Below are 23,256 nucleotides of genomic sequence, written 5' to 3'. Positions count from 1 at the left end.
ATCTGGCTCCGGGAGCCGATCGATGCGCGGTCTCGTCTTCGTCCTGACCTTCGTCCTTCTGGCGTCGCCGGCCGCGGCCGAGGTCGCCGTGTCCTACGCGCCGGCCCGCGAGGTCTCGCCCCTCGTCTATCGCAGCGTCTCCGAGCGCGACGCGCTGTTCGCCGACGTCGCCCGCCTGCTGAAGCGGCTCGGCGAGCGCGACCTGCCGGCGAGCCGCAAGCTCTCGGTCGAGCTTCTGGACATCCGCCCGGCCGGTCAGTTCGAGCCCTGGCGGCCGGGCGCGGACCAGGTGAGGGTCCTCCGCGACGTGACGCCGCCCGTGATCAAGCTGCGCTACGCCTTGACCGAGCGCGGCCGCGCCATCGCGCGCGGCGAGGAGACGCTGAGCGATATGAACTATCTCTGGAATCTGAGCGCCCGGAGCTCGCTTTCGAGCTTTCCCTATGAGAGGGAGTTGGTGCGGGACTGGTTTCGGGACAGGATCGTCAAGCTCAGGCCGCAGCGCGGCTGAGGGGCGTTACGTCTTCGGTCGCCGTTTCCCCGCGTGGCGTTTTTCGCTATGCGGGGGCGGACCGACACCACGGAACGGGCGAAAGATGGCCTTTGCGGAACTTGCGTCCATGGTCGAGCGCGCGAGCAGGCGCACGCACTGGACGCGCGCCATGGCGCGCCGGCTCTACGAGCTGCCCTTCGCCGACCTGATGTTCGAGGCGCAGACCGTCCACCGCCGGCATTTCGACCCGAATCGGGTGCAGATGAGCCGTCTGCTCTCGATCAAGACCGGCGGATGCCCGGAAGACTGCGGCTATTGCAGCCAGTCGGCCCGCACGCCGGGCGAAAAGCTCAAGGCCTCCAAGCTGATGGAGGTCGAGCGGGTGATTGAGGAAGCCCGAAAGGCCAAGGAAGGCGGCGCCACCCGCTACTGCATGGGCGCGGCCTGGCGTTCGCCGAAGGACCGCGACATGGACATGGTCGTCGCGATGGTCGAGGGCGTGAAGGGTCTCGGCATGGAGACCTGCATGACGCTCGGCATGCTGAGCCCCGAACAGGCGCTCAGACTCAAGGACGCCGGGCTCGACTACTACAACCACAACCTCGACACCTCGGAACGCTACTATTCCGAGATCATCACCACGCGGACCTTCGCGGACCGGCTGGAGACGCTCGACAATGTCCGCTCGGCCGGCATGAAGGTCTGCGCCGGCGGCATTCTGGGGATGGGCGAGACCGCGGACGACCGCGTCGACATGCTGGTGACGCTCGCCAATCTCGACGAGGCGCCGGAGAGCGTGCCGATCAACATGCTGATCCCGATCCCGGGCACGCAGCTCGAGAACGCCGAGCCGATCGACCCGCTGGATTTCGTCCGCGTGATCGCGCTCGCCCGGATCATGATGCCCGAGAGCCATGTGCGGCTCTCCGCCGGCCGCACCGAGATGTCGGACGAGCTGCAGGCGATGTGCTTCCTCGCCGGCGCGAACTCGATCTTCGTCGGCGAGACGCTGCTGACCGCCGACAATCCCGGCGAGGACCATGACGGCGCGCTGTTCCGCCGCCTCGGGATCGAGCCGGAGCCGCGCGACGGCGCGTGACGGTCGCGGACGTCGGATTGGGGATGCGGCCTGCGTGCTTCGAGACGCCCGCGTTCCGCGGGCTCCTCAGCATGAGGACGGTTGAGGATGCCAAGCAGAAACGTTCCTCATGCTGAGGAGCCGTCCGTAAGGACGGCGTCTCGAAGCACGTATGCGATCTCCGCAACGAAATGGCGGGCCTTGCCGTGAGCGTCCGCCTGGCCCGCTTCGAGGCGGCGCTGGAGGGGCTCGCCCGCAAGGACAGGCGCCGACGGCTCGAGCCGCGCGAGGGGCTCGACTTCGCCTCCAACGACTATCTCGGGCTGGCGGCCTCGCCGCGCCTCACCGCGGCTGTGCAGGAAGCGGCGGCGCATGGCGTCCCCGTAGGCGCGGCGGGCTCTCGCCTGCTGCGCGGCAACCATCGGGAGCACGAGGCGCTGGAGGCGGAGGCCGCGTCATTCTTCGGCGCCGAGCGCGCGCTGTTCTTCGGCCAGGGCTTTTCGGCCAATGTCGCGCTGATCCGGACGCTGCCGCAGCGCGGCGACCTGATCGTCCATGACGAGCTGATCCACGCCAGCGTCCATGACGGGCTGCGGGCCGCCCGCGCCGAAGCCATAGCTGCGCCGCACAACGACGCCACGGCCGTCGAGGACGCGATCAAGGCTTGGCGTGCGCGCGGGGGGGGGGGAACGCCCTGGATCGCGGCCGAAAGCCTCTATTCGATGGACGGCGACCATGCGCCGGTCGCGGAGCTGATTGCGATCGCCGGTCGCCATGACGGCTTCCTGCTGCTCGACGAAGCCCACGCCACCGGCGTGCTGGGCGCGCGGGGCCGGGGCCTTTCGGAGGGCTTCGAGAGCCATGAGGCGCTCATTTCCACCCACACCTGCGGCAAGGCGCTCGGCTGCTCGGGCGCGCTGGTGACCGGGCCGGCCGCGGTCGTCGATTTCCTCGTCAACCGCGCGCGGCCCTTCATCTACGCCACGGCGCCCTCGCCGCTGGTCGCCGCGGCGGTGCGCGAGGCGCTCAGGATCGTCGACGAGGAGCCGGAGCGCCGCGCAGCGCTCAGAGCGCGGGTCGACATCGCCAAACGCAAGCTCGCGGCGCTCGGGCTGCCGACCAGCGGGTCGCAGATCCAGCCCGTGGTCCTCGGCCGCAACGCCCGCGCGCTCGGCCTTGCGCGCCGCCTGAAGGCGGCGGGCTTCGACTGCCGCGCCATCCGGCCGCCGACCGTCCCCGAGGGCACGGCGCGGCTCCGTGTCTCGCTCACCCTCAATGTCGACGAGGCTCAGGTCGCGGCGCTGTTCGACGCGATCGGCGAGGGCCTGATCGAGGCGGCCGCGTGAGCCATCCGAGGATCGTGGTGACAGGCACCGACACCGGCGTCGGCAAGACGGTGTTCTGCGCGGGCCTCGTGGCGGCGCTCGGCGCCTTCTATTGGAAGCCCGTGCAGGCCGGGCTCGACGAGGAGACGGACAGCGAGGCGGTCGCGCGGCTCGCGCGGCTGCCGGCCGGCCGGGTGCTGCCGGAGGCGTGGCGGCTCCGGACCCCTGCCTCGCCGCATCTCGCCGCCGAGATCGACGGCGTCGCGATCGACCCCGACGCGCTCGTTCCGCCGCATGTCGACGGCCCGCTGGTGATCGAGGGCGCGGGCGGCCTGTTCGTGCCGCTGACCCGCGAGGTTCTGACCATCGACGTCTTCGCGCGCTGGCGCCTGCCGGTCGTGCTGGTCGCCCGCACCGCGCTCGGCACCATCAACCACACGCTGCTGTCGCTCGCAGCGTTAAGAGCTCGGGACATTCCGCTCGTCGGCGTGGCCTTCGTGGGCGAGGAGCACGCGGACTCGATCCGCGCCATCGCGACCTTTTCAGGCGCGAACGTGCTCGGCCGCCTGCCGCCGATCGACCCGCTGACGCCCGAGACGCTCGCGGCGGCGTTCGGCAGGGCGTTTCGGGTCGAGGATTTCGGCGCAACGGCCATGTCCCGGCCTTGAGCCGGGACCCATTGGGCTCAGTTCTATAGTCAAGAAGAATGGGCCGCCGCCCGCGTCTTGCTCACTCCGCCTGCGCTGAATGGGTCCCGGCTCAAGGCCGGGACATCGGCGCGGCGCTCAAAGCCCCCGCCTGGCCCAGCCGTCGGTCATCGCCACGCCGCGGTCGAGGTCGGCGGGGAAATCGAGCTCGCTCCATTCGAGCCCCTCGATCGAGCGCACGCCGACGATGTTCTGGTAGCGCGCGATGCCGTCGATCGCCGACAGGTACCAGCGCTTCAGCCCCTCCTCGGAGCGCAGCAGGCGCTCGATCTCTCCGACGAAGGCCTTGGCGCCCTCGTCGGTGAAGCGCAGGCAGCCGATCGACTCGCCGGTGACGAGGTCGTTGGGCAGGGTCTTGCCGATCGCCAGCAGCCGGTCGCCCTGCGTGCGGACCTTCATGTCGTCCGAGTCGTATTCGTCCTTGCGGTCGATCGTCACCGTGATCGGGGCGACGGCGGGATATTCCAGCACCTTCGCCGCGATCCGGGGCTCGATCAGCGTGTCGCCGTTCAGGATCAGGAAGGGCTGGCGCATCTCGTGGCGCGCGATCCAGCAGCTCGCGAGATTGTCGGCGAGCTCGAAGAACGGGTTGTGGGTGGTCCTCAGGCTGACGCCCGGCAGCGAGATCGCCTCGAGCGCGTGGTCGACCTTGCCGGCCTCGAAGCCCGTGACCACGACAATGTCGTCGACGCCGGCCGACGCGAGCGCGCGCACCTGCCATTCGACCAGCGGGCGGCCCGAGAAGGGGATTAGGCATTTCGGCGTCTCGGCGGTCAGCGGCAGCAGCCGCCGTCCCTGGCCGGCGCTCAGAATGATGGCTTTCACGTCGAATGAGGCCTCGGACGTTGGGGCGCTCCGGATAGCGCGATCGATCCGGGGAGGCAAACTTGGGCGACGGGACGAAGCGCTGACGTGACGACGCCCTCGCGTTCCGGCCTTGAGCCGGGGCTCGGCGGGCGCAGGACGCCCGGCGCCGGCGACGTCCATCCGGGTCGCGCGGCGCAAAATGGGTCCCGGCTCAAGGCCGGGACATCAGGCGCGGAGGTCAGAAATCGAGGTCGGCGTAATGCGGCGCGGGCTGCGCGCCCGCGATCGTCTCGCCGAGCAGCGGCCGGAAGGAGGGGCGCGACTTCACCCGGGCGTACCAGCCGCGCGCGGTCTCGTCCTCGTCCCAGGGCACGTCGCCGAGATAGTCGACGACGGAGAAATGCGCCGCCGCGGCGAGGTCCGCATAGGTCAGCCGGTCGCCCGCCAGCCAGTTCCGCTGGCGGATCAGCCAGCCGACATATTTGAGGTGGTAGCGGACATTGGTCCGCCCGGCCCGGATCGCCGCCATCTCGGGCGCGCCGCCGCCGAGATGGGCGGGCATGAAGCGCTTGTAGATCTTCTCGGTGACGAGATGGCTCGAGACCTCGTCGAAGAATTTGCGATTGAACCAGTCCATCAGCCGCCTGGTCTCGACGCGCTCGCGCGGCGACTCCGGCAGCAGGCGGCGGTCGCCGAGCGCGAGGCCGCGGGTCTCGTCGAGATATTCGGCGATCACGTCGGCGCCCGGCACCGACGGCATCGAGGCCTCGACCAGCACCGGGGTCGTGCCGGCCGGATTGAGCGAGAGGAACGGCTCCCGGCGCTCCCAGACGCGCTCCTCGACGAGGTCGGCGTCGAGGCCGTACTCGCTCATCATGAGGCGCACGAAGCGCGAATGCGGGCAGAGCGGGTGGTGGTAGAGGATCGCCATTGAGACCGGAAAGGCGGGGTGCGGTGTGGCCGGCGCGCGTCGGGCCGGGCCGGAACGCCGGACGGTCGATGGCGCGGCGCGGAGGCCCCGTATAGAACCGCCTCGCCCGCGCGACAACTCCCGAATCGCTGCGGGCGCTCGGGGGAGTCGCGGCGATGGACATTGTGAGCCTCTTCGAGGCGGCGCTGCTCGGCGTCGTCGAGGGCCTGACCGAGTTCCTGCCGGTGTCGTCGACCGGCCACCTGCTGCTGCTCGGCCATTTCCTCGGCTTCGAATCGACCGGCAAGACCTTCGAGGTGCTGATCCAGCTCGGCGCGATTCTCGCGATTGTCGCGGTCTACGCCGCGCGCCTGACCAGCGTCGCGGTCCGGCTGCCCTCCGACCCGGCCGCCCGCCGCTTCGTGGCCGGCGTGCTGGTCGCGTTCCTGCCGGCCGCGGTGATCGGCGCGGCGCTGCACGGCTTCATCAAGCAGGTGCTGTTCGAGACGCCCCTGGTGGTGTGCGTCGCGCTGATCCTGGGCGGGCTTGTGCTGCTCTGGGTCGACGAGCGGCATCGGCCGGCCGCGGATGGCGGGCCGCAATGCGACATCCGCCACGACGACGCCATGCGCTTCCCGCTTGGCATGTGCCTGGCGATCGGCTTCTGCCAGTGCCTCGCGCTGATCCCCGGCGTCTCGCGCTCGGGCTCGACGATCGTCGGCGCGCTGCTGATGGGCGCGTCGAAGCGCGCCGCGGCGGAGTTCTCCTTCTTCCTCGCAATGCCCACCATGGCCGGAGCCTTCGCGTACGACCTCTACAAGAACCGCTCGATCCTGAGCCTCGACGACGCGGCGCTGGTCGCGGTCGGCTTCGCATGCGCCTTCGTGACCGCGCTGATCGTGGTGCGCTTCGTGCTCGACTTCATCTCGCGCCACGGCTTCGCGCCCTTCGCCTGGTGGCGGATCGTGGTCGGCGCCGCGGGCCTTGCCGGGGTGCTGGTCTACGGGTGACGATGGCCCGTACCGCCGAAGCAGGCGGCCAGCGGAAAGCGTCCATGAGTTCGCCCATCGTCCTCGCCAACGTCACGAAGATCTATCGCGGCGGCGCCGAGGCGGTGCGCGACGTCTCGATCGAGATCCCCGCCGGCGCCTTCTGCGCGCTGGTCGGGCCGACGGGCGCGGGCAAGTCGACCCTGCTCCGCCTGATCGCGAGCCGCGAGGCGCCGACCGGCGGACTGGTCGAGGTCGGCGACGCGGCGAGCCAGTCCTGGCGGATCGGGCGATCCGAGGTCGTGGAGCTGGTCGACGCCCGCGCCCTCGACCCGGACCGCAACCTCTGGGACAACATGGTCGCGGGGCTGAAAAGCCGCGGCCTGGGGCGCAAGGAGCGCGAGGCCGCGACGCTGAAGGCGGCCGACGCCATGGCGCTCGGCGGGCTGCTCGCCCGCAAGCCCGGCTCGGTCTCGTCCGGCGAGGCCGCGCGGGCCGCGATCGGGCGCGCCTTCGCGCACCAGCCGCGGGCGCTGCTGTTCGACGAGCCCTTCGCAGGCCTCGACCCGGCCCGGCGGCTGGAGCTCCGTCGCGCTTTGAAGCGCCTGCAGCGCGACAGCGGCGCGACGGCGGTCATTGCGACTCACGATCTCGGCGACGCGCTGGCGCTCGCCGACCTCGTGGCGGTGATGGATCAGGGCCGCCTCGTCGCGGCAGGGACGCCGGACGAGGTCTACGGCCGGCCGCCGACCGTCGAGGTCGCGCGCCTCCTCGGCGCGCCGCCGATGAACGTCCTGCCGGTGCGCGCCAACCAGACCGGGCTATCGCTCGAGGACGGCACGCATCTCGGGGGGACGAGCGTCATGACCACGGCGGTGTTCGCCCAGCTCGGCGTCAGGCCCGAGGACCTGTTCGTCGCCGGAGAAGGAGCGCCGCAAGCGGCCGCCATCCTGCCCGTGCGGGTCGAGGAGGTCGAGCGCGCCGGACCGGAGACCCTCGTCTACGGCCGCGTCGGCGCGTTCCCCGTAGCGGCGCGGATCACTGGCGTAGTCGAGGCGCCCGTCGACGGGCCGCTCCGGCTCGGGGCGCGCCGCGAGAGCCTCCATATGTTCGACGCCGAGACCGGCGCCCGGCTCTGATCCACGCTTGGCGTAAGGTCGCGCTTCTTGGAATGGTTCTGAGGGCGTAGTCTCGGCTCAAGCGGCGCGATCACGATGGTGGGCGCACGATGAGCTGGGAGCCAAAGCCGGAAGTCGTCGAGGTCATGGCGCGCTGGCTGTTCCGCAAGGAGCATCCGGACGTCCTCGACTGGGAGGCGGACGAGCGGGCCGCGGAGCCGACCAAGCCGCCCGCCACCGCCAGGGAGCCGGACGTCAAGAGCGAGTATGAGGAGCGCGCGCGGCAGATGCTGATCGTCGCGCGCATGAACTCCGGTAGCGGCGGCTGACGCGGGTTCCGAAGCAAGTTTCGGAGCGCGTCCTGCGAGGCGCAGGACGCATGCTCCTTCCCGCGCGTCGCGGACGCCGGGATCGGAGGCCTCAAGGATGAGATTGTGGTTTTGCGCGCTCGCGGCGCTCGCCGCGGCCGCGCCTGTCGTCGCCCTGGCGGAGGACGGCGCGCTGCGCGACGGCGCCTATGAGGTCGCGTACCGGCTGGAGCTGCCGCATCTCGAAAGCCGCGGCGAGGAGGTCCGCACGCTCTGCCTCAGGGACGTGGGCGGCGCAGCGGCCCTGCCGGCGCTGTCGCCCAACAACCCGCTCGCGGGATGCCCGGCCCGGAACGTCAGGCGGGTCGAAGGCGGCTTCGCGTTCGACATCGTCTGTCCCGGCGGCGGGGCGGCGCGGGCCTCGGCCGAATTTTCGACGTCGGAGGAGAGCTTCCAGGGCGTCATCGCCATGACCATGGGCGGCAAGAACATGACTATGTCGGAGGTCCAGCGCGGCCGCCGAGTCGGCGACTGCGCTGCGGCCGCCGACATGCGCTGAACCTTACGCAGCGGCCGCGCCGCGAAAGGCGCGACGCCCGCGGCCGAGCGCGAACAGCCGGACGACCTGCTCGGTCGACCCTCGCAGCAGGCGCTCGGTGTCGGCGATCGCCGCCTCGAGCGAGCACGGCTGGTTCAGGATGCTGAAATGGGCGCCCACGCCCGTCGAGAGCGTGCTCGCCGCTCCTTGGCCGATGGTTCCGGCGAGCGCGACGATCGGCACGCCGAGCCGCCTCGCCCGGCGTCCGATCTCGGCCGGCGCCTTTCCATGGGCCGACTGGCCGTCGAGGCTCCCTTCCGCCGTGATCACGAGATCCGCTCGCGCCAGCAGCCCGTCGAGGTCGACATAGCGGGAGACCACCTCGTAGCGGGGATGGAGCGTCGCGCCCTCGAAGGCGTGCAGTCCCGCGCCGAGCCCGCCCGACGCGCCCGCGCCCTTCATGCCGTCGAGTTCGACGCCGAGGTCGCGCCGGACCGTCGAGGCGAAGGTCTCGAGACCCCGCTCGAGCTCGGCGACCTGTGCGGGCGTCGCGCCCTTCTGCGGGCCGAACACCCGCGCGACGCCGCGCGGCCCGAGCAGCGCGTTCTGCCAATTGACCGCGACGTCGATCCGGATGCGGGCGAACCGCGGGTCTCGGCGGGTCATGTCGATGCAGGCCAGCCGGCCGAGCGCGCCGCCGCCGCGGCCGATCTCGTCGCCGGCCTCGTCGAGCAGGCGGACGCCGAGCGCCTGCGCCATGCCGGCGCCGCCGCGGCCGCCGACATCCTTGTCCTCCCGCCTGGCACGGGAGGAAGAACGCAAGGCCGATGCGGTTATTCGCGCGAGTAGGCCTGCGCCGGCGCCTCGCCCTTGACGGCCGCCGGACAGCCCTTGTCCTGCGGCAGGGTCCCCCAGCCGAAGACCGGATCGCGACCCGGCTCGCCCTTGTCCTCGACCCCGGCGGCGAGCGCGGCGACGATCTCGGTCGCCGGACGGCCATTCGACTGCGCCTTCAGCGAGGACAGGGCGGCCGCGACCAGCGGCGAGGCGTAGGACGTGCCGGAGCGCTGGCGGCCGGGCTTCAGCGCGGCGTCGGGCAGTTCGAGCCGCACGCCCGGCGCCGCGAAGGCGACGTGCTCGCCGCGCCCGGCCTTGGCGTAGGGCAGGCCGCGGGCGTCCACGGCCGTCACCCCGACCGCCCAAGGATAGGCGGCCGGATAACGCGGCTTCGCCTTCGGGCCCTCATTGCCTACGGCCGCGACCAGGATCATGCCGCGCTCCGCAGCCTTCTGGCCGGCGCGCTCCAGCACCTCGTTGGCGGGACCCGCCAGGCTCAGATTGACGACGCCGACGCCGCGCTCCGACAGAAGGTCGAGCGCGGCCACGAGGTCGAAGACGTCCGCCCGATCGTCCGAGCCCACGCGGTGGAACGCGTCGACGGCGACGAGCTTCAGGTCGTCGGGCTCGGCGCGCGCGCCCGCGAGCAGGATCGCGACCTCGGTGCCGTGGGCGGGATCGGAGGGCTTGCGCTTCTCCCCGCGGGTCGAAACCGCTTCGATCGCGCGGTTCGCGAGCGCCGGATGGCCAGGATCGACGCGCGTGTCGATCATGCCGACCGGCCCGCGCGCGGGGCAGACCGGCACGCTCCAGTGTTCCGGCTCATAGGGGAAGCAGGCCCGCTCGGGACAGGCGGGGCGCGCGTTCGGCCGATAGAAGACGTTGGCGCCGATCACCGCGCCAGGCGCGAGCTCCGTGAGCCGCGTCCGGGCGCGGGCGGCGCGCAGGTTCCGGGGCGCCGCGACCCGCACGGTCGCCTCGGGCAGCAGGCCGAGCCGCCGTTCGGCGATGATCGAGAAGCCCGCCGCGCGGAGCCGGCCGAGCGCCTCCTGCGTGACGCCGGCCGCCACGAATTCCGGCGGGGCGGCCGCCCTGCGGGGCGGCGCCTGCCTCCGTTGCGCGCGCGGCGTGGGCCATCGAGGCTCGTAATAGACCTCGACGTCGTCGTCATCGTCGTCTTCGACATAGAAGCGCGGCCCGCGGCGGCGCGGGCGGTCGTCGTCATCGTCGTCGAAGAATCGTCCGCCGCCACGCCAGCCGCGTCCGCCGCCGTCGTCATCGTCGTCGGCGGCCGCCGGCGCGGCCAGCATGCCCGGCGTTCCGCCGGGCGCGAAGGCGGCGTCGAGGCCGCCAAGCGCGAACGTCGCGAGCGCCGCGAGGCCCCCGAGAGCGAGAAGGTTGCGTGTCGCCATGGCTCGATGGTCCCTCCGATCGCAGCCCACAACGCCCCTTCGGGCGAGGCTATTCCGACGGGCGATCAAGGCGGGATCGCAATGACGTGAAGCGCGTCGGCGATTTACTCGGAATAGATCGGCGTACCGCTTCGTTTTTCGCGCAACGAGAACGTTGAATGTCGCCGTCGCACTTCGCCGACGAGCTCGTCGCTCTGCTGCCTCGACTGAGACGCTTCGCCCTGTCGCTGTGCGGCGACCGGGCGCTTGCGGACGATCTGGTGCAGGGTGCCTGCGAGCGCGCGCTGAAGGCGCGCGACCGGTGGGAGCCCGGGACGCGGCTCGACAGCTGGACGTTCCGCATCCTGCGGAACCTCTGGCTCGATGGGATCCGCAAGACGCGGAGCGAAGGCGTGACGCAGCCGGTCGACGAGACCTTCGACCTTGCGGGCGAGGACGGCCGCAGGGTGGCGCACGCCTCGATCACAGCGGCCGCGGTGATGCAGGGCGTCGCGGCGCTGCCCGAGGACCAGAAGCGGGTGCTGACGATGGTCTGCATCGAGGGCATGAGCTACCGCGAGGCCGCCGACGTGCTCGGAACGCCGATCGGCACGGTGATGAGCCGGCTGAGCCGCGCGCGCCGCGCGCTCGCCGAAGGCCTTGGAATGACCGAGAGCGAAAGCCCACTCGAAGCTTCGGACGTGACCACGCCATGACGACAGCCGCCAGCAACGGGACGACGCCCGACGTCTCGGACGAGCGCCTGATGGCGCTCGCGGATGGCGAGATCGACGCCGCGGATGCGCGCGCGCTGCGCGCCCGGATCGCCGCCGATCCGAGCCTCGCGGAACGCTTTGCGCTGTTCGTCGAGACCCGCGCCCTGCTCGCGGCGGAGGACGGGGCAGCGGAAGAACAGACCGATCCCGGCTTGGCGCGCCTCGCCGCCGCGATCCATGCGGCCGACAGGGCGCTGGGCGCCGAGAACGACGCGACGCCGAAGCGGCGTTTCGGCGTCGTCGAGGGCGGCGGGTCGTCCGCGCCTGCGCAGCCCGCGCGTCCCCGAGCCCGGTTCCACGTGGCGACGCCTGCGCTCGCCGCATGTCTCGCGCTCGCGATCGGCGGCGTGCTGGGCTACGGACTCGGACGCCAGGCCATTGGTCCAGGCGAAGAGGACCGGAACGTGGTCGCGATCGCGAACGCGCCCGCCGCCATGGCGGCCACGTCCCGGGCGCTGCAGGGCGCGCCGAGCGGCGAAGCGGTCGCGTGGACGGACGGCGGCGCCGGGCTGAAGGGCGCGGTCACCGTGCTGTCCAGCCACCGGATCGGCGACGACGGCGTCTGCCGCGAATATGAGGTCACGATCGAGGGCCGGGACGACAAGGCGGTCGCGCTCGGCTGCCGCACGGCGGATGGCTGGCGGACCGAGCTCGCGGCGCGCGCGGGCGTGGGAGACGGCTACGCCAAGGCCTCGGGCGCGAGCATCGCCGAAGCCGCGCTCGCCGACCTCGGCAGCTCCGGCGCCATGACGCCCGAGGAAGAATCGTCGCTGATCAAGGACGGCTGGCGCGCCCGGAAGTAAGGCTGCATCGACGTGACTGCGTGCTTCGAGCGTCCTTCCAATCACCTCAAGGCTTGCACTTCGAACATCACGCGGAAGCGGGCGCCTTGATCCCCTCCGGCCGTCTGCCGCCTCGCCGCTCGCGCTCATCCAAGACGACGCGGCCGTCTCTCAGCGTGATCACGCGGTCCGAGGCGTCGATCGTCTCGGGCCGGTGCGCCACCACGATGCGGGTCGCTTTGGTCTCGCGCATGGCGGCGTTGACCGCCCGCTCCCGCTCGACGTCGAGATGGCTCGTCGCCTCGTCCATCAGCAGCACGCTCGGCTCGCGATAGAGCGCGCGGGCGATCAGCACGCGCTGCTTCTGGCCGCCCGAGAGCGCCGCGCCCATGTCGCCGGTCAGCGTGCCGTAGCCCATCGGCATCGCGGCGATCTCATCATGGACCGCCGCCATCCTGGCGCAGCGCTGGACGCGGCCGAAGTCGGGCCGGCTCGCGAAGAACGAGATGTTGTCGGCGATCGAGCCGGCGAACAGCTGGTCGTCCTGCATGACGACGCCGAGCATCGTGCGATAGCGGTCGGGGCCCAGGCTCTTGAGGGGCTCGCCGTCGACCAGGATGGTCCCGTCGGTCGGCTCCAGCAGGCCGGCGAGGATCTTGAGCAGGGTGGTCTTGCCGCAGCCGGACGGCCCCGCGATCGCGACCCAGTCGCCGGCCTCGACGCGGAAGCCGATATCCTTCAGCACCCAGCGGTCGTTGACGCTGTAGCGGAACGAGACGCCCCTGGCCTCGATCACGAGCGGGCGCCGGGCGGGCGCGGGCTCGCCGATCAGCCGGTCGCGCGCTTCTGGCCTCGCGAGCGCGATGTCGGCGAGGCGCTCGGCGTGAAGCCGCAGCATCTTCAGTTCGACCACGGTGTCGGTGAGGTCCGAGATCCGTCGGACGAAGATGTCCTTGTAGGCGATGAACGCGACCAGCATGCCGACCGTGAAAGCGCCTTCGAGCACGTTGAGCGCGCCGAGCCAGACCACGGCGAGCGCGAGCGCTCCGAGCAGGGACAGGTTCGCGGTCTTGAACAGCAGTTCGAGCTTCTGGGTGGTGAGCTGCCGGTTGATGGTCTCGACCAGAAGGTTCAGCCAGTGCGCGCGGCGGTCCTCGTAGCCGTTGAACAGTTTTATGGCCCCGATGCCGCGCAGGGTCTCAAGGAAGTGGCCGTCGCGGCGCGCGGCCCAGATGATCGCCTCGGACTGCGCCTGCCTAAGCGGCCCGTAGAGCGCCCAGCGTAGCGCGACGTAGAGCGCCGCGCCCGCCACCACGACGAGGGTCAGCGTCGGGGCGAACACGAACATCAAAGCGAGGGTCACCGCGCACATCAGCCCGTCGAGCACTCCGACCACGAGGTCGGTGGTGATCGCCTGCAGGATGGTCTCCTGCGAGCCGAAGCGCGACATGACGTCGGCAACATAGCGCGTCTCGAAATAGTTCGGCGGCAGATTGATGAGGTGCGAGAACAGGTTGGTCCTGGCCTGCACCTTCAGCGAGGCGCCGAGCGTCAGGATCACCCAGTCGCGCATCGCCGAGACTGCGGTCTGCAGGACGAGCAGCAGCCCGAAGGCGAGCACCAGGGTGGTGAGCAGGTCGCGGTCGGCCGTCACCAGCGCGTCGTCGATCACCCAGACCATGAACAGGGGAGCGAGAAGCGCGAACGCCTCGAGCGCGAGCGCGAGCGCCAGAAGCTGCGTCAGCGACCGCCCGACGCCCTGCAGCCGGCCGAGCAGCGCGCGGATCTTCACCCGCGGCGGCGGCGCTGCCGTCTCGAAGCCGCCGGTCGGCGTCAGCTCCAGCGCGACGCCGGTGAAGTGGCGCGAGGCCTCGGCCAGGGACATGCGGCGGAGCCCGACCGCCGGGTCGTGCAGCGTCACATCGTTGCGGCCGACGCTCTTCAGCACGACGAAATGGTTGAGGTCCCAATGCAGGATGCAGGGCGTCCGGAGGAGGCCGAGCTCGTGCATGTCGAGCCGGACCGGCCGCGACGCGAGCCCGATCTCGTCGGCGATGCGGACCAGCTCCTTGAGGCTCGCGCCGGTGAGCGACAGGCCGAAGCGCCGCCGGAGCTCGGTCGCGCCGACCTGGTGGCCGAAATAGCTCGCGACCATGGCGATGGAGACGAGGCCGCATTCCGCGGCTTCCGTCTGCAGCTCCATCGGGAGCCGCCGGCGGACACCGAAATTGAGGCGTTTGGCGGGGTTCACGCGCTCCGCCGTCCGGTCAGCGTGAACAGCGGGTCGAGCATCCACTCGTAGAGCCGCCGGCGCTCGATCAGGATGTCGGCCTCGAGCTGCATACCGGCCTGCAGCGGCGCGGGGACGCCGTAGGCCGTCGCGGACTGGCGCTCGGGCGTCACCTCGATGCGGTAGACGGGCTCGTCGGCGGCGAACAGGCTGGTGAGGCCCGCGAGCTGGGGCGACAGCTCCGACGGACTCACGGCCGAGCGCGAGATCTGGGCGACGGTCCCGCGGTATGAGCCGAACTTCTGGTACGGGTAGGCTTGGTAGCGCAGCAGCACCTCCTGGCCCGACCGCACGAAGCCGATGGCGCGGCTCGAGGTGAAGAGCTCGGCGGTGAGCTTCGAGCCCTCCGGCATGATCGAAAGCAGCGGCGCGTCGGCGCGGACATCGCCGCCGAGCGACGAGCGGACATGCGTCACGACGCCGTCCTGCGGCGCGGTGACGACGATCTCGCGCTGCGCCTCGGCCTCGGCGATCTCCTGCGAAAGCGTCGCCACGCTGCGGTCGATCTCGCCGAGCTTGGCGTCGCGCTGGAGCGGCAGTTCGCGAAGCCTCGCCTCGAGCGCGAGCCGGTCGCGTTCGTTGATCAGGGCGTCGCGTTCGAGCTCGTGCAACTCGGCCGACTGGCGCAGCCGCTCGACCTCGGCGTCCTCCAGGTTGCGTTCGGTCGTGATCCCCTTGGCGCGGAGACCGAGCTGCCGCTCGCTCGCCTGCTCGGCGAGCCTCAGGCGCTGCGTCTGGAGCTCGATCTCGCGCGCGAGATTCTCGCGCTCGGCCTTGAGCGCCGCGATCCGCTCGGCGGATTCCCGCTCCTGCAGCGCGGACAGGCGGCCCTGACGTTCGCGCTCCGCCGCGAGGCTGTCGCGCCTCAGCGCGAGCTGCTGGACGGCGGCGTGGCGCGTCCGGCCGAGGGCCTCCGTCTCGAGCTCGCTCGAGATCCGCACGAGCGGCGCGCCCTTGGCGACGCGGTCGCCCTCGCGGACGTGGAGCTTGGCGACCCGGCCGGGCTGCGGCGCGAAGATCCGCATGGCGCCGAGTTCGGGGACGAGCCAGCCCGAGATGCGCGCCTTCTGGGTGAACTGGCCGAGGACAAGGAGCGCGAGCACGCTCGCGACCGCGGCGGCGGCGAACAGCGCGAACAGCGTCGCCGAGAGATTAGGCGCGACCAGCACCGTGCCGAGCCACTGGGTCTGCTGCTCCTCCATCACCTCGTGGCGGAACAGGCTCGTCTGAGCGGGTGCGGGAGCCGGAGGCTCGTCCGTCGCGCGCTCCGCCCGCCGGGCGACGGCCGCGTCCATGTCACTCCACCACCTGGTATTCGCGGACCTCGAGCTTGACCTCGATCATCCGGCTCATGCGGCGGACGTTCAGCACCTTGCGGATCTTCGGATCGAAGAAGTCCTTGAGCAGCGGCGGGCGCTTGGCGCGGCAGTAGAACTCCGGCGCCTCGATGACAGGCTCGCCCGCTACCAGCTTTAGCTCGTCGCGGCGCGTCACCGTCTGGACCGCGCAATAGGCGTGGGTGATCCCGAGGTCGCGCAGCGCATAGGCGCGATGGTAGCCGTTCTGCAGGATCAGCCGGTCGTCGGTCTCGATCGCGTGCAGCACGTTCGACCCGAACCCGACCGGCACGGCGACGATCGCGCTCATCGGATCGGCGGCCGCGAGCTCCAGAATCTGCGCGGGCCTCAGCAGCGTCGCGTCATGGGCGCGGAAGTCTGAGGAGTCGGACGAGAACAGGAAATGATTGTCGTCGAGACGCTGCGCCCGGACCGGCGCCTGGGGCGGCTCGATCGGCTGGCAGAAACGGAACAGCCGCTCGGGGCTCGGGGCGAGGCCGAGCCCGCTCTTCAGCGTCTCGACGAAGTTCAGCGAGACCGATTGCTGGGACACCACGGGGCGGTGGGCCTCGACCAGCTCGAACCGGCTCGGCAGCGGGTCGTGGGCCGGGGAGAAGCGAGGCTGGGCCTGGAGCTCCGCGATGAGCGGCGCAAGCTCGGGCTCGACGTCGAGCCGCTCGATGTCGTCGGCGATCCCGGCTTCGGTCCGCTCGAGCTCGTAATAATGGTCGTTCGCCTCGCGCCACTCGTCGGCGAGCGCCCTGACGTCGGCGCGTTCGCCGCCGACCGTCCTGGTCTGGACGAATGTGATGTAGTCCTCGAGATGCGGCTGGCCGAGCAGGCGCGCCCGCAATTCCAGCCCGCCGAGGGCCGGCGCGAAAAGGGTCGGATCGGGAGCGTCGTTCATGCTGCGTCTCGCATCGCCGGAGGAAAGACCGCCGCCGCCCGCCGGGCGCGAGGCGCGGCGCGACGACGGCGCGCGAGGGGACGGACAGGGCCCGGGCCCTAATCCGTCCCTTCGCTTCCGCGGGGCTTAGTCGCGGGTGCGGCTGCGCCGGCTGCGGCGGGACCGACGGCTGCGCCGGGAGCGCGAGCGGCTCCGGTTGCGCTTCTTGTTGCCGCCGCCACGGCGTCCGTCGCCGCCAGCGCCATAGACGTGGCCGAGTTCTTCGGTGGTGAGATCGCGCATCTTGGCGTTCCTTTCGCTTGTGGTTCGTGGCGGGGAAGCCGATCGAAGCATCGTCTCGCCGCCATCAGCCCCGTGCGACAAACGATAGGCAACAGGACCTATTCCGGGAACATGTAGCCCTAGAAATTCACGGTCACGTGAACAAAAGCCAAGTTTAAATTCAGTTTAAAACAGCCTCGGTTCAGGAATTTACTGGCAGTTTAAAAAGAGGTTAAATCGGGAATATTGCTGATGGGCGTTCGTTGATCATTGGCTCCCGGGCGAGATAATTCGTCTGCCATCGGTCGGCGTTGGGGCTTCGAGCCGGCCGCCATCAGGAAGGACTACTCAGATGAAGCGGTCGTCATTCACGCGGCTCACGCTCGCAGCCGCCGGCGTCGCATGTCTCCTGCCCGTGTCGGCCTTCGCCGAGGAGCGGGTCTGCCGCGGCGAGATCGGCGCGGTCACGCTCGACAATGTGCGCGTGCCCCAGAACGCGAAATGCACGCTGACCGGCACGCGCGTGAAGGGCACGGTGAAGGTCGAGGCCAACGCCACGCTGGTCGCCGAGGACGTCGTGGTGATCGGCAACGTTCAGGCCGAGAACCACAAGAGCGTCAAAGTGCGGGACGGCTCCCGCGTCGGCGGGTCTGTGCAGATCAAGCAGGGCGGCGGCGCGACGGTCGCCGACAGCCGGGTCGAGGCCGACATCCAGTACGACGACAATGACGGCGTCCTCAACATCGCTCGCAACAAGGTCGGGGGCAGCGTCCAGGTCGTGAAGAATTCGGGCGAGATCACGATCCGCCGCAACACGATCGACGGCAACCTCCAGTGCAAGGAGAACAGCCCGGCGCCGACCGGCGGCAACAATGTCGTGGGCGGCAACAAGGAGGATCAGTGCCGCAGGCTCTGACCTGCCGCGCCCGTATCGCGCCAGACCCGGAATGAGCAGGAGAGCCCCGTCGCACGACGGGGCTTTCGGCGCTGTTGGCGTCTCACGGGTCGATGGAATAGATCGGACCGCAGGGCCGTTGGCGACGGGGCTTTCGAACGACGATGAGCATCATGGGACGCATCCGCGTCTTCCAGATCGTCCTGGTGATCGCCGTGGTCGCGATCGCCGCGACCGCCATCGTCAGCCTGCGCGGCGCGAACCACTACATCGAGCGGGTCCAGATCTCGCGCCGGCAGGTCGACGCCATGACCGAGCTTGCGCTGAGGGCGAACCGCTTCTCCGAGCAAATCGCCGAGCTGCTGCTGGTGGGCGAGCCGGAGAGGCTCGAATTCGAGGATTCGCGGCGCAAGATGCTCGCGCAGTTCGACGCGCTGCGCCGCTCGATCGAGCAGGAAGACGACTTCTTCCGGGACCCGGCGAACGAAGCCGAGGAGCGGGAGGAGGCGGGACGGCTCGACCGTATGCGCCAGCTCGTCCGCGCGATCGACCGCACGGTCGAACGCATCCTTCTGCTCGATCAGCAGGGCCGCCGTGAGGAGGCGATCTCGCTGTTCCGCACCGAGATCGAGAACCGCTACGACAAGGAGCTCGAATCGCTGATCGACGCCGCCGTGGCGGACGAGCGCGAGGACGTGGTCGAGGCCGACACACTGGCGCAGGGCGTCTCGCGGACGCTGCTCTACGGCTTCCTTGCGGCGCTCACGGCGCTGCTCGCCGTCATCGTCGCGGCCGGCGTGCTGTTCGCCCGTTCGCTGCGCAAGCCGATGGACGCGCTCGTCGAGGGCACCCGCGCCGTGGAGCAGGGCGACCTCGCGCACCGGGTCGTCTATGACAGGCCCGACGAGTTCGGCGTGCTGGCCCAGCGCTTCAACGCCATGTCCACGCGGCTGGAGGCCCACCGCCGAGACCTGACGGCCACCCGCGACACGCTCGAGCGGCAGGTCGCGGAACGGACCCAGGAGATCGCGAGCGCGAACCGGCAGCTGACCGAGCTCGACCGGCAGCGGGTGCGCTTCTTCGGCGACATCAGCCATGAGCTGAAGACGCCGCTCACCGTGCTGCGGGCCGAGGCGGAGCTCGCGCTCAGGGGACCCTCGCGGCCCGAAGGCGTCTATCGCTCCGCGCTCGAGAGCGTGGTCGCGCATGCGGCGTCGATGAGCGATCTCGTCGACGACCTGCTGTTCCTCGCCCGTTCGGACGCCGACGAGATCCGCTTCGAGTTCCGCAGCGTCAGCCTTGACGGGGCGGTCGACCAGGCGGTGCAGGACGCGTCCGTGCTGTCCCAGAGCCGCAGCATCCGCATCGTCTATCGCTGTCCGAAGCCGGCTCCGGTCGTGCGCGCCGACCCGCGCCGGCTGAAGCAGGCCTTGCTCGTCATGCTCGACAATTCGGCGCGCTACGCCGAGGAGGGCAGCGAGATCACGGTCGAGGTGCGGCCCGTGGAGGCGGGCAGGGTCGAGATCATGGTCCGCGACCGCGGGCCCGGCATACCGGTCGACGAGGCCCCCTTTGTCTTCGACCGCTTCTATCGCGGCTCGACCGCGATGGAGGGCGTCGTGGGCAACGGTCTCGGCCTGCCGATCGCGCGCTGGATCGTCGAGAAGCATGACGGCGACATCACGCTGTCCAGCACGCCGGGGCAGGGCACCGAGGTCCGGGTGTCGCTGCCCCTCGCCGCATGAGCGCGCGGCTGCTCGTCGTCGAGGACGACCACCGGCTGCGCTCGGTGCTGAAGAGAGGGCTCGAGGCTGAAGGCTATCAGGTCGAGGTCGCGAACAACGGCGCGCAGGCGCTCGAGATCGCAGGGGCGCGGAGCTTCGCGCTGATCGTGCTCGACCGCATGATGCCGGGCCTCGACGGCGTCGAGGTCTGCAGGGAGCTGCGCGCCCGCGGCTGCGCGAGCCTCGTGCTGATGCTGACGGCGCGGGACACGCTCCAGGACAAGATCGACGGGCTGAAGGGCGGCGCCGATGACTATCTCACCAAGCCCTTCGCGCTGGGCGAGGCGCTGGCGCGGATCGAGGCGCTGCTGCGCCGCCCCCTCGCGGTTCCGCGGCCCGGCGGGGACGGCATGCTGCAGGTCGGGGATCTCAGGCTCGACCCGTCCGCAAGGGTGGCGATCAGGGGAAAGCGCCGCATTCCGCTCACGCCCAGGGAATACGCCCTGCTCGAGCATCTGATGAAATCGCCCGGCGCCGTGGTCGGCCGCGAAGAGCTGCTCTCGGAAGTCTGGAAGCTGTCCTTCGACCCCGGCACCAAGGTGCTCGAGGTCCATATCCGCTTCCTGCGCCGCAAGGTCGACGACGGCGAGAAGCGCCCGCTGATCCGGACCGTGCGCGGTTTCGGCTATACGATCTCGGCGGACGACCACTGACCCGGCCCAGGGATCGACCGCGCGCACATTGTTGCGGCCTCCACAAAACGCTACGACCTGTCCAAGCTCCCCCGCGGGGCGCGGCACATGGAGGCCGGCGGCGATGGCTCAGACGAAGGCCCAAGAGGCGCTCCACCCGCTCTTCTCCTCGCCGAAGCGGCTGATGATCGGCGGCCTGTTCGTCCTCATGGCCGTCTGGCTGATCCAGACGTCAAGCGGCATCCCGGCCTATCGCAGCTTCGCGCCGATCGAGCTCAGCAGCAACGTTGTGGCGACGATGGGCCTGGCCTGGACGATCATCCAGCTTCGGGCCTATCGGGCGACTCCGCGGCTGCGGCGCGCCTGGGCCTCGTGTGCGGTCGGAATGGCTCTGCTCGCGATCGAAGGGAGCCTCGGCGAGACGTTCCTCGATGTGGCCCATGGCCCGGCCGAGATGGGCCTGTCGATCGCCGTCTGGCTGCTCGCGGCCTATTTGATCTTCCGCGGCGGGCGCGTTTTCGCGCCGCGGCGCTCGGTGGTGGCGATCCTGTGGATCGGCTTCGCAATCCAACTGGCCGCCCAGACGGTCGGCTGGATTTCGGTCGCCTGGCCGGACTACTCGCAATCCACGGAATGGCTGGAATATCTGAACGACATGGGCGAGCTGAGCGCGGTCCTCGCCTATATCTGCGCCCTGCTGCTCGCCGAATTCGGTCCGCTCAAGAATTACCAGTTCCCCGCCGCCTCGATCGGCAGGAAGGCGCGGGCGGTCATCCGCGATTTCGGTCTTCTGCAAGCCGGTCGGCGACCGACCCAGACCCCGCTTAGGGGCGCCTTGACCCGTGGGATCGCGCGAGGCGCGATGCTGTTCTGGCGGGTCCTGAGCCTCGCTCCCAGTGTCCAGATGTCCGGGGGACCCAACGTCCTGAGGCAGGTCGTGGATCTCGTGCGCCTCGGCGCAAAGGGAGTCAGCCCGCAGAGCTATTACGCCCTTGGCCTGTTCCATGTGAGCAGGCGGGCCGCCGTCGATGAGTTCATGACGAACGCCGAGACGAATGGCGGCCTGGCGGCCGGAATCCGTCGCCAGGCTTCATGTCCTCTTCCCGTCGACGAGCTGAACGACAGGCTGCTCTTTGGTCGGCTCTGCGAAGCCGCGGAGTTGCCGGCAGCGCCGGTCTACGCGACCGTCGCGCGCGGCGTCGTGACCTCTTCCCGCGATCACGCGGCGTTCGACCGCGACCTCGTGGTGCAGGATCGCCGCGGAGGCGCCCGGACGGCCCGGCGCTTCAGGCGGATCGAACCCTTCGTCTATCGAGGCCCGTTCGGCGAGACGCTGGGTTTCGATGACATCCTCATGCGGCTCGCCTCGGCGCCCGGAGACATGTTGATCCAGCCCGGTTTGAGGAACCACGAGAGCGTCGCGTTCCTCTCGGACGAGTCGCAGGTCGTCTTCCGCGCCGTCACCTGCCTCGACGACGCGACGGGCGCGCCTCGCGTGACTCATGGGCTGGCGCGCGTCCGGTCGAGCGCGGCGGCTGATTGGGCCAGGTCCCGCGAACAGGTCTGGGGCGCGGCGATCGATCTCGAGACCGGCGCGCTGGGCGCCCTTTACGGCGATGCGCCGAGCGTGGAGCGCTGCGACGACCACCCCGTGACCGGCGTCGCGGTCCGGGGGGTGCGCCTGAAGCACTGGCCGGAGATCTGCGCTCTCGCGGCGCGGGCCCATGCCGCCTTCGGCGGCTGGGCGATCATTTGCTGGGATATCGTCCTGACGCCTCGCGGCGCCGTCATCCTTCACGGCGATCTAAGGATCGATTTCGACTTCCTGCAGCGATGCTACGGCACGCCGCTCGGCCGCTCGCCGCTTGGCCCGACGATGGATCGCCGCCTCGACGCCCTGCTGGCGGAGCAGCTCGAGCGCTTCACGCTCGACGGCCGCCGAACGACGTATTGATCTGCGGAAAGTCTTCGATCTGCGGCAAGTCTTCGCGCCATCCGCCGCCCATCAGACGGGAATTTGAAGCTCCTCGCCAGCGGGCTTTCTCGCGCCGGGCCTACGCGCGCCTTGGCCGTCTGGCCAGGCCGACCGGAACCGTCGACGATAATCGAGCGGGCTCACGCCGATATTGCGGATGAAGGCGCGGCGCATGACGTCCACATTGCCGAATCCGCAGGCGTCGGCGATGCGCTGGAGCGGCGCCGGCGTGTCCTGAAGCATGCGTCGCGCTTCGTCGAGCCGAGCGGCCTCGACGAAGTCGGCCGGCGTCATCTCCATCTCTTTGCGGAACACCCTCGCGAAGTTGCGCACGCTCATGCCGGCTTCATGCGCGAGAACCTCCACCGAAAGCGGCGAGCCGAGATGGGCGAGCGCATATTCCTGCGCCTGCTGGATCGGGCTCTTGCCCGACATCTGGGCCGCGAGATGGGCCGAGAACTGCGACTGCCCGCCGGGACGCTTCAGGAACATCACCATATAGCGCGCGACGATCAGCGCGAGGTCGCGGCCGTAATCCTCCTCGACGAGCGCAAGCGCGAGGTCCATGCCGGCGGTGACGCCGGCCGTGGTGCAGAGCGCGCCGTCCTGGATGAAGATCTGGTCGCTGTCGACGATCACCTTCGGGTAGTCGCGCGCCAGCTTCTCGGCGCATTCCCAATGGGTGGTGACGCGCCGTCCGTCGAGCAGGTCGGCCGCGGCGAGCAGGAACACGCCGGTGCAGACCGAACCGTAGCGGCGGATCGTGGGCGCGCGGCGGCGGATCCAGGCGACCACCTTCGGGTCGATGTCCTGGAAGGAGGGATCGCCGCCGACCAGCAGGGTGTCGATCGGCTCGTCCGGGTCGTCGATCGTGCAGTCCGGAAGGAAACGCAGGCTCCCGGTGCCGGCGATCGGCGCATCGGTCGCGCCCATGACCTTCACCTCATAGGCGTCCGGCCGTCCGAGTCGGCGCGCGGCTTCCCAGAAGACCTCCGCCGGACCGACGACGTCCAGCGACTGAACCCCGGGCGGCGCGAGAATCACGATGCGCATGGTTCACACTCGAGGGGTGGCCGTTGGCCGACGCAGCCGGAGACGCAAGACTCCGGCCAACAA

General features: G+C 70.4%; 23 protein-coding genes. 14 read left to right on the top strand and 9 right to left on the bottom strand.

Annotated elements, in window-relative coordinates:
- Positions 1-22: 22 nt before the first annotated feature.
- From EK403_RS09190 to bioD, 4 genes are all read left to right on the top strand, one after another.
- Positions 23-511, top strand: a complete 489-nt coding sequence (locus EK403_RS09190; RefSeq protein WP_128777196.1) for a DUF3016 domain-containing protein — start codon at positions 23-25, stop codon at positions 509-511.
- Between the two features lie 109 nt (positions 512-620).
- On the top strand, positions 621-1,592 hold the full coding sequence (gene bioB / locus EK403_RS09185) for a biotin synthase BioB (RefSeq protein ID WP_245479603.1): 972 nt from the start codon (positions 621-623) through the stop codon (positions 1,590-1,592).
- Positions 1,593-1,777: 185 nt separating this feature from the next.
- Positions 1,778-2,917, top strand: coding sequence for an 8-amino-7-oxononanoate synthase (locus EK403_RS09180; protein WP_428979590.1), 1,140 nt, complete (start codon positions 1,778-1,780; stop codon positions 2,915-2,917).
- Positions 2,914-3,564, top strand: a complete 651-nt coding sequence (gene bioD, locus EK403_RS09175) for a dethiobiotin synthase (protein ID WP_128777193.1) — start codon at positions 2,914-2,916, stop codon at positions 3,562-3,564. Before EK403_RS09180 ends, bioD begins: the two co-directional genes overlap by 4 nt.
- Positions 3,565-3,681: 117 nt before the next feature.
- On the opposite strand, the gene EK403_RS09170 is transcribed toward bioD, so the two are convergent.
- Both EK403_RS09170 and EK403_RS09165 read right to left on the bottom strand, forming a co-directional pair.
- Positions 3,682-4,428, bottom strand: a complete 747-nt coding sequence (locus tag EK403_RS09170; protein ID WP_128777192.1) for a phosphocholine cytidylyltransferase family protein — start codon at positions 4,426-4,428, stop codon at positions 3,682-3,684.
- A 220-nt stretch (positions 4,429-4,648) separates the two neighbouring features.
- Positions 4,649-5,341 carry a glutathione S-transferase family protein gene (locus EK403_RS09165; RefSeq protein ID WP_128777191.1) on the bottom strand — a complete coding sequence of 231 codons (693 nt, stop codon included), beginning with the start codon at positions 5,339-5,341 and terminating at the stop codon, positions 4,649-4,651.
- A 155-nt stretch (positions 5,342-5,496) separates the two neighbouring features.
- Between EK403_RS09165 and EK403_RS09160 the strand changes: the two genes are divergently transcribed.
- From EK403_RS09160 to EK403_RS09145, 4 genes are all read left to right on the top strand, one after another.
- A complete protein-coding gene (locus tag EK403_RS09160; protein ID WP_128777190.1) occupies positions 5,497-6,330 on the top strand; it encodes an undecaprenyl-diphosphate phosphatase in 834 nt (277 codons plus the stop codon).
- 44 nt (positions 6,331-6,374) lie between these two features.
- Positions 6,375-7,448, top strand: a complete 1,074-nt coding sequence (locus EK403_RS09155) for an ABC transporter ATP-binding protein (protein ID WP_164919554.1) — start codon at positions 6,375-6,377, stop codon at positions 7,446-7,448.
- An 89-nt stretch (positions 7,449-7,537) separates the two neighbouring features.
- The gene (locus EK403_RS09150) at positions 7,538-7,756 is read left to right on the top strand and encodes a hypothetical protein (protein ID WP_128777188.1); all 219 of its coding nucleotides are present in this window, start codon (positions 7,538-7,540) and stop codon (positions 7,754-7,756) included.
- A 97-nt stretch (positions 7,757-7,853) separates the two neighbouring features.
- Positions 7,854-8,294: a DUF3617 domain-containing protein gene (locus tag EK403_RS09145; protein WP_128777187.1), complete on the top strand. Its 441-nt coding sequence runs from the start codon at positions 7,854-7,856 to the stop codon at positions 8,292-8,294.
- 3 nt (positions 8,295-8,297) lie between these two features.
- Here the strand turns inward: EK403_RS09145 and EK403_RS09140 are convergent, their stop codons facing one another.
- Both EK403_RS09140 and EK403_RS09135 read right to left on the bottom strand, forming a co-directional pair.
- Positions 8,298-9,095: a glycerate kinase family protein gene (locus tag EK403_RS09140; RefSeq protein WP_245479602.1), complete on the bottom strand. Its 798-nt coding sequence runs from the start codon at positions 9,093-9,095 to the stop codon at positions 8,298-8,300.
- Between the two features lie 11 nt (positions 9,096-9,106).
- Positions 9,107-10,522: a S8 family serine peptidase gene (locus EK403_RS09135; RefSeq protein ID WP_128777185.1), complete on the bottom strand. Its 1,416-nt coding sequence runs from the start codon at positions 10,520-10,522 to the stop codon at positions 9,107-9,109.
- A 158-nt stretch (positions 10,523-10,680) separates the two neighbouring features.
- Between EK403_RS09135 and EK403_RS09130 the strand changes: the two genes are divergently transcribed.
- Together EK403_RS09130 and EK403_RS09125 are read left to right on the top strand one after the other, a co-directional pair.
- Positions 10,681-11,217 (top strand): RNA polymerase sigma factor, encoded by a 537-nt coding sequence (locus EK403_RS09130; protein ID WP_128777184.1) that lies wholly within the window; start codon positions 10,681-10,683, stop codon positions 11,215-11,217.
- Complete coding sequence (locus EK403_RS09125; RefSeq protein ID WP_128777183.1) at positions 11,214-12,080, top strand: hypothetical protein; 867 nt, start codon at positions 11,214-11,216, stop codon at positions 12,078-12,080. Before EK403_RS09130 ends, EK403_RS09125 begins: the two co-directional genes overlap by 4 nt.
- A gap of 67 nt (positions 12,081-12,147) precedes the next feature.
- Here EK403_RS09125 and EK403_RS09120 read toward each other — a convergent pair whose 3' ends face one another.
- The 4 genes from EK403_RS09120 to EK403_RS22320 all read right to left on the bottom strand — a co-directional run bounded on the left by EK403_RS09120 (position 12,148) and on the right by EK403_RS22320 (position 16,875).
- Entirely contained in the window at positions 12,148-14,262 is a 2,115-nt protein-coding gene (locus EK403_RS09120; RefSeq protein WP_128777182.1) for a peptidase domain-containing ABC transporter, read from the bottom strand.
- A 44-nt stretch (positions 14,263-14,306) separates the two neighbouring features.
- Entirely contained in the window at positions 14,307-15,644 is a 1,338-nt protein-coding gene (locus EK403_RS09115) for an HlyD family secretion protein (protein WP_128777181.1), read from the bottom strand.
- Position 15,645: 1 nt separating this feature from the next.
- On the bottom strand, positions 15,646-16,593 hold the full coding sequence (locus EK403_RS09110; RefSeq protein WP_128777180.1) for a hypothetical protein: 948 nt from the start codon (positions 16,591-16,593) through the stop codon (positions 15,646-15,648).
- 126 nt (positions 16,594-16,719) lie between these two features.
- Entirely contained in the window at positions 16,720-16,875 is a 156-nt protein-coding gene (locus tag EK403_RS22320; RefSeq protein WP_164919553.1) for a hypothetical protein, read from the bottom strand.
- Positions 16,876-17,206: 331 nt separating this feature from the next.
- Between EK403_RS22320 and EK403_RS09105 the strand changes: the two genes are divergently transcribed.
- The 4 genes from EK403_RS09105 (at position 17,207) to EK403_RS09090 (ending at position 22,119) form a co-directional block, all read left to right on the top strand.
- Positions 17,207-17,770 carry a hypothetical protein gene (locus EK403_RS09105; protein WP_128777179.1) on the top strand — a complete coding sequence of 188 codons (564 nt, stop codon included), beginning with the start codon at positions 17,207-17,209 and terminating at the stop codon, positions 17,768-17,770.
- A gap of 152 nt (positions 17,771-17,922) precedes the next feature.
- Positions 17,923-19,494, top strand: a complete 1,572-nt coding sequence (locus tag EK403_RS09100; RefSeq protein WP_164919552.1) for a sensor histidine kinase — start codon at positions 17,923-17,925, stop codon at positions 19,492-19,494.
- Positions 19,491-20,186, top strand: coding sequence for a response regulator transcription factor (locus tag EK403_RS09095; RefSeq protein ID WP_128777177.1), 696 nt, complete (start codon positions 19,491-19,493; stop codon positions 20,184-20,186). The genes EK403_RS09100 and EK403_RS09095 overlap by 4 nt, the downstream gene beginning before the upstream one ends.
- Positions 20,187-20,289: 103 nt before the next feature.
- The gene (locus EK403_RS09090; RefSeq protein ID WP_128777176.1) at positions 20,290-22,119 is read left to right on the top strand and encodes a sugar-transfer associated ATP-grasp domain-containing protein; all 1,830 of its coding nucleotides are present in this window, start codon (positions 20,290-20,292) and stop codon (positions 22,117-22,119) included.
- Between the two features lie 51 nt (positions 22,120-22,170).
- Here EK403_RS09090 and EK403_RS09085 read toward each other — a convergent pair whose 3' ends face one another.
- Complete coding sequence (locus EK403_RS09085) at positions 22,171-23,193, bottom strand: GlxA family transcriptional regulator (RefSeq protein ID WP_128777175.1); 1,023 nt, start codon at positions 23,191-23,193, stop codon at positions 22,171-22,173.
- Positions 23,194-23,256: the final 63 nt, after the last annotated feature.

The sequence above is a fragment of the Hansschlegelia zhihuaiae genome (assembly GCF_004103825.1).
GTDB lineage: Bacteria > Pseudomonadota > Alphaproteobacteria > Rhizobiales > Methylopilaceae > Methylopila > Methylopila zhihuaiae.
The sequence above is the reverse complement of the archived record's forward strand: the minus strand, read 5'-3'. Positions and strand labels throughout refer to the sequence as shown.